We start from the raw sequence: 16,092 nt of genomic DNA, 5'->3' as shown, positions 1-16,092 counted from the left end.
CGGGGCGCGGGGCCGCAGTCGCGGCCCTATACCGGGTTCAGAGGTCGAAATTTTCCGAACCCGGTATCACGCGGCGGGCGGGGACGCCTGCTCGAGGAGGGACAGGAGATCGCTCGCCCGGTAGGGCTTGAGGAGGAGCCGCCAGCCGCGCCGGGCGATCTCGTCCCGCACGGTGGAGGTCGTGTCGCCCGTGGTGATCACGACGGGAATGCGCTCGCCGAGCGCCTTCATGACCTGCTCGACCGCGTCGAGCGCCGTGGCGCCGCCGAGCCGGTAATCGGAAACGAGGATCTCGGGCCGCCGGCCGGAGCTGGCGATGGCCTTCGACAGCGCGTCGGCGCTGCCGCCCGCCACGACGCCGTAGCCGGACTCGTCCAGGAACAGCTCGGTCCCCATGCGCACGATCGCATCGTCTTCGAGCAGGGCGACCGTCACGCCGGACGCTGGAGTGGTGTTGGAAGTCATGCTGCCTTGATGCCTTCGCGGAGGACGGTTCGGCAACCGTCCAATGGGCATATACGGAGACAAGGCCGGGCGGTGGCCCGGCCTTGTGCCGTTTCAGGAGGTTACAGGAGCAACCCGGCCGCGCTCACTTCACGACCGGCAGCTTCTCGAACTGGTGGAAGGGCGGCGGGGAGCTGACCGTCCATTCCAGCGTCGTGGCGCCCTCGCCCCAGTAGTTGGCGCCCACGCGGCGGCCGAACCAGATCGTGTAGATCGCCGTGGCGATGAAGACGATGTGGCCGGCGAAGGCGATGTAGGAACCCATGCTGGAGATCATGTTCCAGCCGGCGAAGGCGTCCGGATAGTCCGGAATGCGGCGCGGCATGCCGGCGGTGCCCAGGAAGTGCTGCGGGAAGAAGGTCAGGTTGGCGCCGATGAAGGTCATCCAGAAATGGACCTTGCCCCAGAACTCCGGATACTGGCGCCCGGACATCTTGCCGATCCAGTAGTACCAGCCGGCGAAGATGGAGAAGACCGCACCCAGCGACAGCACATAGTGGAAGTGCGCCACGACGTAGTAGGTGTCGTGCAGCGCCAGATCCAGGCCGCCGTTGGCCAGCACGACGCCCGACACGCCGCCGACCGTGAACAGGAAGATCAGGCCGAGCGCGAAGAGCATCGGCGTCTTGAACTCCAGCGAGCCGCCCCACATGGTGGCGATCCAGGAGAAGATCTTCACGCCCGTCGGCACGGCGATGATCATGGTCGCGGCGGTGAAGTAGGCGCGGGTGTCCACGTCCAGCCCGACCGCGTACATGTGGTGCGCCCACACGACGAAGCCGACCACGCCGATGGCCACGATGGCGTAGGCCATGCCCAGGTAACCGAAGATCGGCTTCTTGGAGAAGGTCGAGACCACCTGGCTGATGATGCCGAAGCCCGGCAGGATCATGATGTAGACTTCGGGGTGGCCGAAGAACCAGAACAGGTGCTGGAACAGGACCGGGTCGCCGCCGCCTTCCGGGTTGAAGAAGGTCGTGCCGAAATTGCGGTCGGTCAGAAGCATGGTGATGGCGCCGCCGAGCACCGGCACCGACAGCAGCAGCAGGAAGGCCGTCACCAGCATGCCCCACACGAACAGCGGCATCTTGTGCAGCGTCATGCCGGGGGCGCGCATGTTGAAGATGGTCGTGATGAAGTTCACCGCGCCCAGGATCGACGAGGCGCCCGCCAGGTGCAGCGAGAAGATCGCCATGTCCACCGCCGGACCGGGGTGTGCGGCGGCCGAGGAGAGCGGCGGGTAGATGGTCCAGCCGGTGCCGGCGCCGACACCGACGAAGGCCGAGCCGAGCAGCAGCAGGAAGGCCGGGACGATCAGCCAGAAGCTGATGTTGTTCAGGCGCGGGAAGGCCATGTCCGGCGCGCCGATCATGAGCGGCACGAACCAGTTGCCGAAGCCGCCGATCAGCGCCGGCATGACCACGAAGAAGATCATGATCAGGCCGTGCGCCGTGATGACGACGTTCCAGACCTGCCCGTCGGGCACCACGCCGAGGCCGGGATGCGCAAGCTCCGCCCGGATGATGCCGGAGAAGACCAGACCGGCGACCGCGGCGACGATGGCGAAGATGAAGTAGAGGGTCCCGATGTCCTTGTGGTTGGTGGAGAACAGCCAGCGCTGCACGAAGCCCGGCGTGTGATGGCCGTCGTGCGCGTCATGGCCGGCGGCGTGGATTGGATCAGCCATTACGGTCCTCGCTCGGTCGGGTCTGGACGTTTGATCGGGCACTCATGTGATCGGGCACTCAGGAGGGATCGCGAGGTCATTGCGGGGCCGCGGCGACCTGCGTGGACGGCCCGGTGGAGGGCGCGCCGTCACGCGAGGCGAACTGCTGGCGCGCCTCTTCGGTCCACTGGGCGAAGCGCTCCTTCGACACCACCTCGATCGCGATCGGCATGTAGGCGTGGTTCACGCCGCAGATCTCGGAGCATTGGCCGTAATAGACCCCCTCCTTCTCGGCGCGGACCCAGGTCTCGTGGATGCGGCCGGGGATGCCGTCGGTCTTCAGACCGAAGGACGGCACGCCGAAGGAATGGATGACGTCGCCGGCCGTGACCAGGAGACGCACCGTCGTGTTCACCGGAAGGACCACGCGGTTGTCCACCTCCAGCAGGCGGCGCTGGCCGGGCTTGATCTCCTCGTCGGGGATCATGATGGAGGAGAAGGTGAAGTTGCCATGGTCGGGATAGGTGTAATCCCAGTACCACTGGCGCCCGGTGACGTTCAGCGTCATCTCCGCCTCGGTCGAGCGGTCGCCGAAATAGAGCAGGCGGAAGGACGGCACCGCGATCACCACCAGGATGATCACCGGGATCACCGTCCACAGCACCTCGATCAGGGTGTTGTGGGTGGTTCGCGACGGGACGGGGTTCCGCGTCGCGCTGAACTTGAAGATGACATAACCCAACAGGGCCACGACCAGCAGGCAGATCGCCACCATGATCCAGAAGAGGAGCAGGTGGAAATCGTCCATCATTTCCGCCAGCGGCGAGCCCGGCGTCTGGTGCCAGAGCTGCCAGGGATGCGCCTCGCCGATGACCGGCAGGTCACCGGTCGGCGAGGGTGCCGGCGGCGCCGTCTGCGCCCAGGCCACAGCCGGAAAGAGCATGGCCGGCAAGACCATGGCCGGCAAACCAGTCAGGACGGCCGCGCCGGCCGACCAGAGTTTCTTGACCGTCATTCGCACCTCTCGGCCCTTCCATCAGGCGCAGTCGCGCCCCTCGTTCGCGGAAACAGCCATGCTTCAGGAAAGTTCACCGGCTCCGGAAAAACTCCGGGCCGGGGGTGCCATGCGAAATCGGGGCTTGCGGAGGGCCGATTTTTTTATGTTCAGAGCTTCCCGTCGGCGACGGCGAGCCGGCGGTGGATGGCCGTCGCGGCGATGGCGGCCTGCCCCATGCCGACGGAGATCTGGTTCAGCCCCTCCACCACGTCGCCGGCGGCGAACAGCCCCTCGACCGAGGTCTGCTGGTGCCGGTCCACCGACAGCCGGCCGTCGGCGGCGGTCAGCGGCCCCAGCGCCATCACGGCACCCGTGCGCGGGTCGGCGCCGAGACCGGAATAGAGCGTGTCGAAGGTCAGCCGATCCCCCGCCTCCGTCGTCAGGGCGACGATCCGCCCCTCCTCGGTGTGGACCTCGGCGACCGGGTCGATGACGGCGCGGATGCCCGCCTTCTCCATGCGGCGCCGGTCCACCTCCTCCAGTTCCATCGGCTTGCCGAGCGTCAGCATGGTGACGTCGGGCGAGTAGTTGCGCAGGAACAGCGCTTCGCCCAGCGTACCGGCGCCATGGCCGATGACGCCGATGCGGTGGTCGATCACCTCGTAAGCGTCGCAGATCGGGCATTGGCGGATCAGCCCCTTCTGCACCGCCTGGTACAGATTGGGGAGGCCCGGCTCCCGGTCGATCACGCCGCTCGCCAGCAGGACGGTGCGGGCGGCGACGGCGTGGCCGCCGTCGGTGCGGGCGATGAAGCCCTCCTCGTCCTTCTCCAGCGTCTCGACGCTGCCACGCTCGATCCGCGCGCCGTAGCGTTCGGCCTGTGCCCGCATGTTGGCGACCAGCTCCGGGCCGGTGACGCCGTCCGGATATCCCGCGTGGTTGTGGCTGCGCGGGATCCAGGAGGCACGGCTCTCGGCGGCGTCCACCACCAGGATGCGGCGCCGGTAGCGCGCCAGGTAGATCGCCGCGGTCAGCCCGGCCGGTCCCCCGCCGATGATCAGGGCATCCAGTCTTTCTTCGGTCACGTTCCGTCACCCTGCCGTGTGGGAGTGCCGCCCCTCGCCAAGCAGCGCCGCAGCCCGTCGAGCGCGCGCAGGTTGGCGGCGAAGCCGATCATGAGAAAACCCGCGTAGATCCCGACGAAGACGACGGCCACGGCGAGCACGACCCGCCAGGGTCCCTGGAAGGGCGAGTCCACCAGCAGCAGAACGGCGGCCAGCGCCCCGCCCGCCACCGTCGCCATCCCGATCAGGTCGAGCAGGCGCGGGATCGTCTTCCCCCAGACGGCGGGGTCGGAGGCCGAGCTGCCCTTCGTCGGATCGGGAACGGCCACCATGCGCCTGGCCTCGTTCGGTTGCGATGGATGAGCAACGAACGGCCCCGCCGGCGGTTCCGCCGCGGGGCCGTCCCAATGAACCCTTCAGGAACGCCTCAGCGGGACAGGCCGCGGCGGCTCATCTCATCTTCGAGATCGCGGCGCTCGCGCTGGACGCGGCGCTGTTCGTCGGCGACGCGGTCGTACTGGTCCTGAAGCTCGCGGTCGGAATAGCGGTCGAAGCGGGAGCCCCCGCGGTTGCCGGAGGAGCCGGACGAGCGGGCGCTGTCGTCATAGCCCGAAGCTCCGGAATTGCGGCGGTCGCGCTCGATCTGCTCGCGCTGCTGCTGGCCCTCGTAGCTGTTGGGGTTCACCGCCCGGTTGAGCTGGTCGAGCGTGCCGGACCAGCCGCCGCCCTGGTTCTGCTGCTGCGCCAGGGCCGCCGGAGAGACGGCCAGCATGGCCGCGACCGCGGCGGTGGCAAGACGTAATCGGTTCATTCTCCACTCCCTCGGTATTGCCGATGTGGAGGGATAAACCGTCCGAACGGGCGAAGATCGCGTTCAGGCCACCGCCTTTTCTCAAGCCAGCCGATCGCGTCCGTGCGGCGCGTCCAAATCCAGCGCCGGCCCCTTCGGCACGATGCCGGTCGGGTTGATGGTGGCGTGGCTGCCGTAATAATGCCGCTTGATGTGGTCGAAGTTCACGGTTCCCGCGATGCCCGGCACCTGGTACAGCTCCCGCAGATAGCCGGACAGGTTCGGGTAGTCGGCGATGCGCTGCCGGTTGCACTTGAAATGGCCGACATAGACCGCGTCGAAGCGCACCAGCGTGGTGAAGAGCCGCCAGTCGGCCTCCGTCAGCCGGTCGCCCACGAGATAGCGCTGCCGGGACAGGCGCGCCTCCAGCTCGTCGAGCGCTTCGAACAGCGCGTCGAAGGCCTCCTCGTACTTCTCCTGGCTGGTGGCGAATCCGGCCTTGTAGACGCCGTTGTTCACCCGGTCGTAGACATAATCGTTGATCCGGTCGATCTCCTCCGCCAGGTCGGCCGGGTAGTGGTCGTGGGAGCGGTCGGCGAAGGCGTCGAACTCGCGGTTCAGCATGCGGATGATCTCCGCCGATTCATTGCTGACGATCGTGCCGTCGCGCTTGTCCCAAAGGACGGGCACGGTGACCCGCCCCGTGTAGTCGGGCATGGCCTTGGTATAGACCTCGTGCAGGCGCTTGGCCCCGGTGACCAGTTCGAGCTCGGCGAAGACCCAGCCCTCCTCCAGCATCAGCGGCTCGACCACCGAAACGGTGATGGCCGATTCCAGCCGCTTCAGGGCACGGAAGATCAGGGTGCGGTGCGCCCAGGGGCAAGCCAAGGAGACGATGAGATGGTAACGGCCGGGTTCCGGCGCGAAGGGCGTCGAGCCGTCCGCCTTCACCCAATTGCGGAAGCGGCTTTGCGACCGCACGAAGGCGCCGCCCGTGGATTTGGTGTCGTACCACTGGTCGTGCCAGCGCCCCTCGATCAACAGACCCATGGCCGTCCTCCTCTTTTTCTGAAATTCCCTCTCCCCGCCGGGGGAGAGGGAGAGAATCAGCCGTGCAGCTTCGTGGCGATCTCGGCGACGTGGCGGCCCTGGAAACGGGCACCGTTGAGTTCGACCGCGCTCGGCTGGCGGGAGCCGTCGGCGTCGGCGATGGTGGCGGCACCATAGGGCGAGTTGCCCATGACTTCGGACACGCCGTTCTGGCCCTGGAAGGAATAGGGCAGGCCGGCGATCAGCATGCCGTGGTGCAGGAGCACGACATGGGTCGTCAGGATGGTGGATTCCTGGCCGCCATGCTGGGTGGCGGTGGAGGTGAAGACACTGCCCACCTTGCCGACGAGGGCGCCCTTGGCCCACAGGCCGCCGGTCTGGTCGAGGAAGTTCTTCATCTGCGCCGCCATGTTGCCGAAGCGGGTCGGCGTGCCGAAGACGATGGCGTCGTATTCCGCCAGCTCGGCGGGGCTGGCGACGGGAACGTCGGACTCGTCCTTGTAGTGGAACTGCGAGGCGACCTCGGCCGGGACCAGTTCGGGGACGCGCTTGACGGTCACCTCGGTTCCGGGCACCGAACGGGCGCCTTCCGCCACCGCCTGAGCCATCGCGGAGGTGTGACCCCAGCTGCTGTAATAGACCACCAGAACCTTGGCCATGGGATGCGTTCCTTTGTCGTTTACGAGGACAGGCGGCGTTGCCGCCGCCCCACCCTTTTAACGGTCGGGGGCGCCTTTCGTAATGCGCCGCTCTGGCATTTCATTGTTTCGTGGTGTAGAACAATGCCATGGACCGTCTCGACGATATGCTCGCCTTCATCAAGGTGGTGGACAGCAAGAGCTTCACCGCCGCCGCGGACAGGCTCAACCTGTCCAAATCCGTGGTCTCCCGCCGCATCGCGGAGTTGGAGAACCGGCTGGGCGCGCGGCTGCTGAACCGCACCACCCGCAGGCTGAGCCTGACCGAGGTCGGCCAAGCCTATTACGAGCGCTGCATCCGCATCCTCGCCGACCTTGAGGAGGCGGAACAGGCCGTCGCGGACCTTCACGCCGCCCCCCGGGGACGGCTGCGGATCAACGCGCCTGCCTCCTTCGCGCTGGTCCACATGGCCCCGGCGGTGGCGGATTTCCTGACGCGCTACCCGGACATCGAGATCGACATCGACCTGAACGACCGCTACGTCGATCTGGTGGACGAGGGCTACGACCTCGCCGTGCGCATCGGGCGGCTGCGCGACAGCTCGCTCATCGCCAAGCGGCTCGCCCCGAACCGGCGGGCGATCTGCGCCAGCCCGGCCTATCTGGAAAAGCACGGGATCCCCGCCAGGCCGCAGGATCTCGCCGACCACAACTGCCTGATCTACACGAACGTTCCCCTGGCGGAACAATGGCAGTTCCGCGTGGACGGCCAGATCCAGTCGGTGCGGGTGTCGGGCAGCCTGCGTTCCAACAACGGCGACATGCTGCTCGCGGGCGCCATCGCCGGCGCGGGGGTGGTGGTCCTGCCGACCTTCATCTGCGGCGAGGCGCTGCATTCCGGCGCCCTGCGCGAGGTGCTGGCCGAGTTCGACGGGACGGATTCCTCCGTCTTCGCGGTCTACCCGCAGAACCGGCACCTGTCGCCCAAGGTGCGGGTCTTCGTCGATTTCCTGGCCGCCCGCTTCGGCCCGAAGCCCTATTGGGACCGCGCCCTGAGCGCGGCCCTTTCGGCCGAAGAGCCTGCTCCGGACGAGCGTTCCGTCATGGAGTCGGACGCCGGCGCGACCGCATATTGAGGGCGTTCAGCAGGCTGGTCGACTGGTTGGGGGCCTGAGCCCGCTTCGGCGCCGTGGACAGGAAGCCCGCGACCCGCCCGCGCAGCTCGACCGCGTCGTGGGCAGCGTTGTCGGCCGTCTCGGCGACACGGCGGCGGACATCCGGGTCCAGCGTGTTGAAGGCCCGCGTCGCGAACTCCAGGGCCGGCCGCGACTTGGTGGCGATCACCTGCCGCAGCGCCTTGGACACGAGCACCGTGTCGAGCCCACCCGGCCCGTCCACCCCGTCCAGCACGTCGGCCAGGATGCCGATGGCCTGAAGGGTCCGGTTGTCGTCGAGGGAGAGGTTCGCCAAACCGGTCATGCGTCTTTTTCCCGATCACTCCGGGACGGAAGCCCGGCATCATTTCCAGCAAGGATAGTGCGCGCCCGCGTTTCTGGCAACGCGGGCGCGCCGGGTCCCTCTTCGGAGGAAACCGGGGCCGCCTCCGCGGGCACGGGTTCGGCCATGGCCGGTTCCGCTGGGGCGGGCTCCGCCGGGACCGTTTCAGCCCCAACCGGCTCCGCCGCCGCCGTTTCCGCCGGAACCGGTTCGGCGGGTGCCCCGTCCGCCGGCGCGGCCATGCCGGGTTCGAGCCCGTCGAGAACGGGCTGCTCCTGCTCGTCCGCTTCGCTCCCCTCCCCTCCGGCCCCCGCCGGGGCGGGCTGGCTGCGCGCCTCGGCGACGTCCTGGATGTGGGCGCGCAGGTCGGCGTCCTTCTGGAGGAAGCGGCGGAAATCACGCTCGGACAGGACGAGAAGCTGGCAATAGCCGAGCGAGCGGACGTCGGCGTTGCGCCGCCCGCCCCTCAGCAGCGCCATCTCGCCGAAGAAGTCGCCGGTGCCGAGATTGACCGGCTCGGCGAGGCCGGGCACCAGCACCTCGACGGCACCCGACGCGATGAAGAACATGGCGTCGCCCTTGTCGCCGCGCCGCACGATCATCTCGCCCGGCAGGGCGAGGCGTGGGCGGAGCAGCCGGACGATCCCGGCGAGCCGTTCCGGCTTCACCCCGGCGAAGATCGACACCCGTCCGACCATCTCCGGAAGGTCCAGGCGGAGGTCCAGCTTGGGCACGCGCTCCAGCGCCCGGCGGCGCTTCTCCATGTCGCGCTCCAGATCGTTCAGCACCTCCTGGCTGATGATCGACTCCGCGAACATGGTGCGGTAGTCGGCCTCCTCCAGCCGCAGCGCGGCGCGGCCGAGATAGCGGTTCTGGAGGAGGATGGCGTAGTCCGGATATTGCAGCCGCATGGTGGCCAGCGCCTGGTCGACGAGGGCGAGCCGCACGGTCAGGATGCCCTCCAGCTCGCGCGCGGCGTCCTCGCCGAGGACGGAGGCGATCTTGCCCCGGGTGAAGTCGAGCAGCTCGCGCAGCACCGTGCCGACCGCCACCAGCACCTCGAACCGCATCGCCAGCCGCCGGGCGAGCGGCCCCTCGACGCCCATCCGGCGCTGGAGCCAGCTCGCCATGCGCATCGCGGTGCTGAAGGCGATGAAGGGCTCCTCCGACGCCTGATAGCCCGCCCGGCCCTGCGTCCGCACCGCGTCGAGCAGCCGGGCGGTGCGCCCGGCCAGCAGCTCCATGACGCCGCGGGAGATCACGCCCTCCTTGAAATGGGCGAAATACAGCTCCTCCTCGCGGTTGGCGAGGATGGCGAGCCCCACGGTCACGCGGTCCTCCGCCCCGGCCGGGACCTCGCTGTTCCGGCCGCGGTCGATGGCGCTCAGCCGCTCGGTGTATTCGCTGACGAGCGTTTCGACGGACGCCGGATCGACATGGTAATGGCGGCCGATGGCGGTCACCCGCTCCCGCACGTCGGCGAGCGACAGGGCCAGCACGCGGTTGCGCATGACGGCCTCCACCGGCGACAGCCGGTCGAGACCGAGCAGCTTGATCAGCGGGCGGAGCGTCGTGCCGTTGACGAACAGGGTGAAGAAGACATAGCCGGTGGCGAGCACCGCGACGAAGCCCTGCACCCGGTCCGGCACCCGGCCGTTCTCCGTGACGGCGAGCGCCAGGGTGAGCGACACCGCCCCCCGCAGCCCGCCCCACAGCATCACCGCCTTGTAGGCGTCGCTGACCCGCTGTGACAGGCCGGCCGCCGACAGAAGCGGCAGCAGCCCGAACAGAACGAGGCCGCGCGCCAGCCCGGCGGCGACCACGACGACGAGGAGCAGCCCGACATCGGCCCAGCCGACCGAGTTCAGCAGGCGCGGCACCAGGATGGCGGTCAGCAGGAAGATGAGGGAGTTCGCCCAGAAGCCGAGCTGGCGCCAGACATGCTCCATGGCACCCCAGGTGGTCGGGGAAACGCGCGTCCGCCCGACCGACCCGACGACGAGGGCGGAGGTGACGACGCCGACGACGCCCGAGACACCCACGTAATGCTCCGCCAGCACGTAGGTCAGGTAGGCGAGCGCCACCGTCAGCGTGATCTCGGCCATCGGCTGGTTGCGGTAATGGGTCACCAGCGTGCAGGCGAGGCGCCCGCAGAGATAGCCGGTCACGATACCGCCGGAGAAATCCTTCAGGAATTCGAGGCCCGCTTCCACCACACCGCCGTCGGAGCGGCGCGTCATGATGCCGAGCAGCAGGGTGAAGACCGCGATGGCCGCGGCGTCGTTCAGCAGGCTCTCGCCCTCGACCAGCGTGGTCAGGCGGCGCGGCGCGCCGAGGTCGCGGAACACGCCGACCACCGCCGCCGGGTCGGTGGAGGCGAGGATCGCGCCGAGCAGAAGGCAGGGGATCAGCCCTATGCTGGTGAAGAGATTCAGCGCGTAGCCGACCGCGAAGGTGCAGACGAAGACCGCCACCACGGCCAGCAGCAGAATCGCCGCCATGTCGTCGAACAGCCGCCGCACCTCGACCGTCAGCGAGGTTTCGAACAGCAGCACCGGCAGGAAGACGAACAGCAGCGCTTCCGACGAGATGTTCAGGTCGGCCAGCGAACGCAGGAAATCATGGATCGGCCCGGTGCCGTTCGTGCCGGCGAAAGCCTGGATCAGCGTGCCCAGCGCGACGCCGACGGCGGCCAGCAGAACGGTGTAGGGCAGCCGGAGCCGTGCGGCGATCGGGGGCAGCAGGCTGACCAGCGCCAGGAGCCCCGAAACGCCCAGAACATAAACGACGATTTCGTGCATGACCCTACGCGCCGGTTGCAAGCCCGGCGGCACGGTAGCCGCCGGTGGTGGACTGGGCAAGGTCTGGAAGGGTCATTCCCGTGGGAAAAGTCCTATGACCCGGCGAAGGCCTCCCGCAGGTCGCCGTAGAGGCGCTGGAACAGGCGGCGGCGGCCTGCCATGCGGGCAGCCAGGGCGGGATCGGGCTCGACCGTGTGGCGGATTTCCAAGGGGCGGCAGACGGAATCGGGGTCCTCGCCGGTCGCGGCCAGCCGGCCGAGCCGGGCGGCGCCGAAGGCCGGCCCGACCTCCGCTCCCGCCGGATAGTCGAGCGGCCGCCCGAGGGCGCTCGCCAGGATGCGGCCCCACAGGGCGCTACGCGCCCCGCCGCCGATGACCAGCATGCGGTCCACGGAGGCTCCCGCCTCCTCCAGCACCGCGAGCCCGTCGGCGAAGGCGAAGGCCACCCCCTCCAGCACCGCGAGTGCCAGTGCGGCGCGGTTCGTCTCGTGGGTCAGGCCGAAGAAGACGCCCTTGGCGTGAGGGTCGTTGTGCGGCGTGCGCTCGCCCGACAGGTAGGGCAGGAAGACCAGCGAGCCGATGTCCTCCGCATGCGCCTCCGCCTCCCGAAGCAGGGTGGCCTCGTCCGGCGCGCCGGTCAGCCGGGCGGCGAAGGTCAGGCAGCTCGCCGCACTGAGGATGACGGACATCTGGTGCCAGCGGCTGGGCAGCGCGTGGCAGAAGGCGTGGACGCCACGTTCCGGGTTGGGCGCGAAGCGGTCGCCGCTGACGAACAGCACGCCCGAGGTGCCGAGCGACAGAAAGGCCGTCCCCGGCGCCACCACCCCGACGCCGACGGCCCCCGCCGCGTTGTCGCCGGCCCCCGCCGCGACGACGGCGTCGGCCGGCACGCCCCATTCCGCCGCCACGTCCGGCAGCAGCGTGCCGGTGGCGTCGGATCCCTCATACAGGCGTGGCATGTGGAATTCGGTCAGGCCGGTGGCGGCCAGCATTTCCGCCGACCAGCAGCGCTTCGCCACGTCCACCCACAGGGTTCCGGCGGAATCCGACAGGTCGGAAGCATGGGTGCCGGTCATGCGCAGGCGCAGGTAATCCTTGGGCAGAAGCACCTTGGCGGTCGCCCTGAAGACTTCCGGCTCATGGTTGGCGACCCACAGCAGCTTCGGCGCGGTGAAGCCGGGCATGGCGCGGTTGCCGGTGATCGCCCGCAGGCCCGGCACGCGCCGCTCCAGCTCCGCGCATTCGGCGCCGCTGCGCCCGTCGTTCCACAGAATGGCCGGCCGCAGCACCCGGTCACCGGCGTCCAGCAGCGTCGCCCCGTGCATCTGCCCCGACAGGCCGATGCCCCGCACCGCCGCCATGGCGTCCGGGTGCAGCCGGCGCAGCTCGGCGATGGCCTGCCGCGTCGCGGCCCACCAATCCTCCGGGTCCTGCTCCGACCAGAGCGGCTGGGGCCGGCTGACCTCCAGCGGCGCCGTCGCCTGCCCGACCAGCCGCTGCTTCCCGTCGATCAGGACCGCCTTGACGCCGGACGTGCCGAGGTCGATGCCGAGATGCATGAATAGTCTTCCTTTGGATTTGCACCCTCACCCTAGCCCTCTCCCGGGACGGGAGAGGGGACTTGAGCCGAGCGCTGGACTCCCCTCTCCCGCCCCGGGAGAGGGAGGGTGAGGGTGGTTGCTCTTACAGCTCGACCCAGGCCGCACCCCTGCGGCTGGACTCCACGGCGGCGTGGATGAAGCGGACGCCGCGCACGCCGTCCTGCACGGTGGGCACCAGGCGGGCCTGCGGGTCGGGGTCGCCCCAGCCCATGCGGGCGCCGATCAGGTCGGCGGTGTCGCGGTAGAGCTGGGCGAAGCCTTCCAGATAGCCCTCCGGATGGCCGGACGGGATGCGGGTGGCGTAGGCGGCGGCCGCGTTCGATCCGGGGCCGCCCCGCGTGACGGTGCGCGGCGGCTCGCCGAAGGGGGAGACGCGGAGCTGGTTCGGCTGCTCCTGGAACCATTCGATCCCGCCCTTGTCGCCATACACGCGCAGGCGCAGGCCGTTCTCGTGGCCAGGGGCCACCTGGCTCGCCCAGAGCATGCCACGGGCACCATTGGCGTAGCGCAGCATCATGTGGGCGTTGTCGTCCACCCGGCGCCCCTCCACGAAGGTGTGGAGGTCGGCGGCGAGCTGCGCGCAGCGCAGCCCCGTGACGAACTCGGCGAGTTGGAAGGCGTGGGTGCCGATGTCGCCGACGCAGCCGGCGATGCCGCTCTGCGCGGGGTCGGTGCGCCAGGCCGCCTGCTTCTGCCCGCTGTCCTCCAGCCGCGTGGTCAGCCAGTCCTGCGGGTATTCGACCTGCACGACGCGGATCGTGCCCAGCTCCCCCGCCTCGATCATGGCGCGGGCCTGCCGGATCATCGGGTAGCCCGTGTAGTTGTGCGTCAGCGCGAAGACGAGGCCGCTGCGCTCCACGGCGGCGGCGAGGTCCTCGGCGTCCTCCACGGTGGTGGTCAGCGGCTTGTCGCAGATGACGTGGATGCCCGCCTCCAGGAAGGCCTTGGCGGCGGGATGGTGCATGTGGTTCGGCGTGACGATGGCGACGGCGTCGATGCCGTCCGGCCGGGCGGCCTCGGCCTTCGCCATCTCCGCGAAGTTCGCGTAGCAGCGGTCGGGGGCGAGGAACAGGTCCTCGCCGCTCGCCCGCGCGCGCTCGGGGTCGGAGGACAGAGCCCCCGCCACCAGCTCGTAACGGTCGTCCAGCCGGGCGGCGATGCGGTGCACCCCGCCGATGAAGGCCCCGCGCCCGCCGCCGACCATGCCCAGCCGCAGCCGGCGCCGCGCCGCCGAAGCAGCACTTCCCTCGATGGTCATGTTTCCCTCCTCAGCCGATGCCCAGCATCCGCCGGTTGGCTTCCAGGTCGGTCCCGGTGCCGGCGAAATCGTCGAAGGCCTTTTCGGTCGTGCGGATGATGTGCGCCTCGATGAAGGGCGCGCCCTCGGCGGCCCCCTGTTCCGGGTGCTTCATGCAGCATTCCCACTCCAGCACCGCCCAGCCGTCGTAGCCGTACTGGGTCAGCTTGGAGAAGATCGCGCCGAAATCGACCTGCCCGTCGCCGAGCGAGCGGAAGCGGCCCGCGCGGTTGATCCAGGGCTGGTAGCCGGAATAGACGCCCTGCCGGGGGGACGGGTTGAACTCCGCGTCCTTGGCGTGGAACATCTTGATCCGCTCGTGATAGACGTCGATGTAGCCGAGGTAATCGAGCTGCTGCAGCACGAAGTGGCTGGGATCGTAGAGGATGTTGCAGCGCGGGTGATTGCCGACGCGCTCCAGGAACATCTCGAAGGTCGCGCCGTCGAACAGGTCCTCGCCGGGGTGGATCTCGTAGCAGAGATCGACGCCGGCCCGGTCGAAGGCGTCGAGGATCGGGCGCCAGCGCTTCGCCAGCTCGTCGAAGGCCGTCTCGATCAGCCCCGCCGGGCGCTGCGGCCAGGGATAGATGTAGGGCCAGGCGAGCGCGCCGGAGAAGGTGGCGTGCGCCGTCAGGCCGAGGTTGGCAGACGCCTGCGCCGCCAGCATGAGCTGCCCGACCGCCCATTCCTGCCGGGCCTTGGGATTGCCGCGCACCTCCGGTGCCGCGAAGCCGTCGAAAGCCTCGTCATAGGCCGGGTGAACGGCGACGAGCTGGCCCTGCAGATGGGTGGAGAGTTCCGTGATCTCGACGCCCAGATCGGCGAGCGTGCCCTTGACCTCGTCGCAGTAGGTCCGGCTCTCCGCCGCCTTGGCGAGATCGAACAGCCGCCCGTCCCAGCTCGGGATCTGCACGCCCTTGTAGCCGAGGTCGGCAGCCCATTCGCCGATGGCCGGCAGGCTGTTGAAGGGCGCCTGATCGCCCGCGAACTGGGCGAGGAAGATCGCCGGCCCCTTGATGGTCTTCATTGGCCCATTCCTCCCGATGATGTGCTTCTTGCCACCGCGCCGCGCGTATGGACGCTCAATTCCCTCTCCCCCTGGGGAGAGGGTCAGGGTGAGGGGGTTGCAGGGGAACATTTGCGTTCGGCAGATGCGGCACCCCCCTCACCCTCCCGCTGCGCGGGCCCCTCCCTCTCCCCGGAGGGGAGAGGGGATAGCCTCACCCTTCCCTCACATCAGAACGGCGAGTCCGGGTAGTAGTACTTGGCCGCGTTCTCGGGCGTCACGAGGGTCGCCTCGATGATGTACTGCTTCTCGATCGGCGCCTTCTCGACGAGGTGGCGGGCGGTGATCTCCATGGCTTCGGCGATCATCGCGGGCGGGTACAGCACGTCGGCCGGGACCAGCGTGTCCTTGTCCATGACGCGTTTGATGATGTCCTTCATGCCGGCGCCGCCGAGGATGAACATCTCCTTCTCGCGGCCGGCCTGCTTGACCGCCTCGATCACGCCCAGCGCGATGTCGTCGTCCTGCGCCCAGACCGCGTCGATCTTCGGGAAGCGGGACAGGAAGTCCTGCATCACCTTGAAACCGTCGTCGCGGTTCCAGTTGGCGTATTCCATGCCCAGGACCTTGATCTGGCTGCCCTTGATCTCCTCCTGGAAGGCCTCGACGCGCTGGTTGTCGACCACCGTGGGGATGCCGCGCAGCACCACGATGTCGCCCTTGCCGTTCAGCTTCTGCTTGATGTACTGGGCGGAGACCTTGCCCATCTCCGGGTTGTTGCCGGCGACGTAGAGGTCCTGGATCGACGGGTCGGTCAGGCCGCGGTCAACCACCGTCACGAACTTGCCGGCGTCCTTCACCGCGCGGACCGGGTCGGTCATCGGCGCGGATTCGAAGGGCAGGATGACCAGAGCGTCGATCTGGCGGACCGACACGAGGTCTTCCAGGTCGTTGGCCTGGCGGCCGACGTCGCGCGCCGTCACCAGGATGACGTCGAGGTTCGGGTATTTCTGCTCCAGCCGCTTTTCGGCCTGCTGGGCGTGCCAGTTCAGGCCGCCGGCCCAGCCGTGCGTCGCGGCGGGGATGGAGACGCCCATCTTGATCTTGTCCTGCGCCCAGGCGGCCGGGGCCATCAGGACGCCGGCGACGAGTGCGGTGGCGAGACTCAGCTTCAGTTTCAT

General features: G+C 68.9%; 15 protein-coding genes. 1 reads left to right on the top strand and 14 read right to left on the bottom strand.

Going from position 1 to position 16,092, the window contains the following annotated elements; translation table 11 throughout:
* Positions 1-66: 66 nt before the first annotated feature.
* The 8 genes from JUB11_RS09925 to wrbA form a co-directional block, all read right to left on the bottom strand.
* Positions 67-465 carry a response regulator gene (locus JUB11_RS09925; protein WP_207458368.1) on the bottom strand — a complete coding sequence of 133 codons (399 nt, stop codon included), beginning with the start codon at positions 463-465 and terminating at the stop codon, positions 67-69.
* A gap of 124 nt (positions 466-589) precedes the next feature.
* A complete protein-coding gene (ctaD, locus tag JUB11_RS09920; protein WP_207458367.1) occupies positions 590-2,191 on the bottom strand; it encodes a cytochrome c oxidase subunit I in 1,602 nt (533 codons plus the stop codon).
* Between the two features lie 76 nt (positions 2,192-2,267).
* On the bottom strand, positions 2,268-3,185 hold the full coding sequence (gene coxB, locus JUB11_RS09915) for a cytochrome c oxidase subunit II (RefSeq protein ID WP_247886960.1): 918 nt from the start codon (positions 3,183-3,185) through the stop codon (positions 2,268-2,270).
* Between the two features lie 149 nt (positions 3,186-3,334).
* A complete protein-coding gene (locus JUB11_RS09910) occupies positions 3,335-4,252 on the bottom strand; it encodes an FAD-dependent oxidoreductase (RefSeq protein ID WP_207458366.1) in 918 nt (305 codons plus the stop codon).
* Positions 4,249-4,563 carry a hypothetical protein gene (locus tag JUB11_RS09905; RefSeq protein WP_207458365.1) on the bottom strand — a complete coding sequence of 105 codons (315 nt, stop codon included), beginning with the start codon at positions 4,561-4,563 and terminating at the stop codon, positions 4,249-4,251. The genes JUB11_RS09910 and JUB11_RS09905 overlap by 4 nt, the downstream gene beginning before the upstream one ends.
* A 95-nt stretch (positions 4,564-4,658) precedes the next feature.
* Positions 4,659-5,042 (bottom strand): hypothetical protein, encoded by a 384-nt coding sequence (locus JUB11_RS09900; protein ID WP_207458364.1) that lies wholly within the window; start codon positions 5,040-5,042, stop codon positions 4,659-4,661.
* A gap of 81 nt (positions 5,043-5,123) precedes the next feature.
* On the bottom strand, positions 5,124-6,071 hold the full coding sequence (locus tag JUB11_RS09895; protein ID WP_207458363.1) for a glutathione S-transferase family protein: 948 nt from the start codon (positions 6,069-6,071) through the stop codon (positions 5,124-5,126).
* Positions 6,072-6,127: 56 nt separating this feature from the next.
* Positions 6,128-6,730: an NAD(P)H:quinone oxidoreductase gene (gene wrbA / locus JUB11_RS09890; protein ID WP_207458362.1), complete on the bottom strand. Its 603-nt coding sequence runs from the start codon at positions 6,728-6,730 to the stop codon at positions 6,128-6,130.
* Positions 6,731-6,858: 128 nt separating this feature from the next.
* Here wrbA and JUB11_RS09885 point away from each other — a divergent pair, with 128 nt between their 5' ends.
* Positions 6,859-7,845: a LysR family transcriptional regulator gene (locus JUB11_RS09885; protein WP_207458361.1), complete on the top strand. Its 987-nt coding sequence runs from the start codon at positions 6,859-6,861 to the stop codon at positions 7,843-7,845.
* Here the strand turns inward: JUB11_RS09885 and JUB11_RS09880 are convergent.
* The 6 genes from JUB11_RS09880 to JUB11_RS09855 all read right to left on the bottom strand — a co-directional run bounded on the left by JUB11_RS09880 (position 7,811) and on the right by JUB11_RS09855 (position 16,092).
* Entirely contained in the window at positions 7,811-8,188 is a 378-nt protein-coding gene (locus JUB11_RS09880) for a hypothetical protein (RefSeq protein ID WP_207458360.1), read from the bottom strand. The genes JUB11_RS09885 and JUB11_RS09880 overlap by 35 nt on opposite strands.
* Complete coding sequence (locus JUB11_RS09875; protein ID WP_207458359.1) at positions 8,185-11,007, bottom strand: cation:proton antiporter; 2,823 nt, start codon at positions 11,005-11,007, stop codon at positions 8,185-8,187. Before JUB11_RS09875 ends, JUB11_RS09880 begins: the two co-directional genes overlap by 4 nt.
* Positions 11,008-11,099: 92 nt before the next feature.
* Positions 11,100-12,566, bottom strand: a complete 1,467-nt coding sequence (xylB, locus tag JUB11_RS09870) for a xylulokinase (protein ID WP_207458358.1) — start codon at positions 12,564-12,566, stop codon at positions 11,100-11,102.
* Positions 12,567-12,690: 124 nt separating this feature from the next.
* Entirely contained in the window at positions 12,691-13,866 is a 1,176-nt protein-coding gene (locus JUB11_RS09865) for a Gfo/Idh/MocA family oxidoreductase (protein ID WP_207458357.1), read from the bottom strand.
* Positions 13,867-13,876: 10 nt separating this feature from the next.
* Positions 13,877-14,932, bottom strand: coding sequence for a sugar phosphate isomerase/epimerase (locus JUB11_RS09860; protein ID WP_207458356.1), 1,056 nt, complete (start codon positions 14,930-14,932; stop codon positions 13,877-13,879).
* Positions 14,933-15,141: 209 nt separating this feature from the next.
* Positions 15,142-16,092 carry a substrate-binding domain-containing protein gene (locus JUB11_RS09855; RefSeq protein ID WP_207458355.1) on the bottom strand — a complete coding sequence of 317 codons (951 nt, stop codon included), beginning with the start codon at positions 16,090-16,092 and terminating at the stop codon, positions 15,142-15,144.

Origin of the sequence: Azospirillum sp. SYSU D00513 (assembly GCF_017356015.1) — a bacterium.
Lineage (GTDB): Bacteria > Pseudomonadota > Alphaproteobacteria > Azospirillales > Azospirillaceae > Azospirillum.
This window is presented reverse-complemented; position numbering and strand designations above follow the sequence as displayed.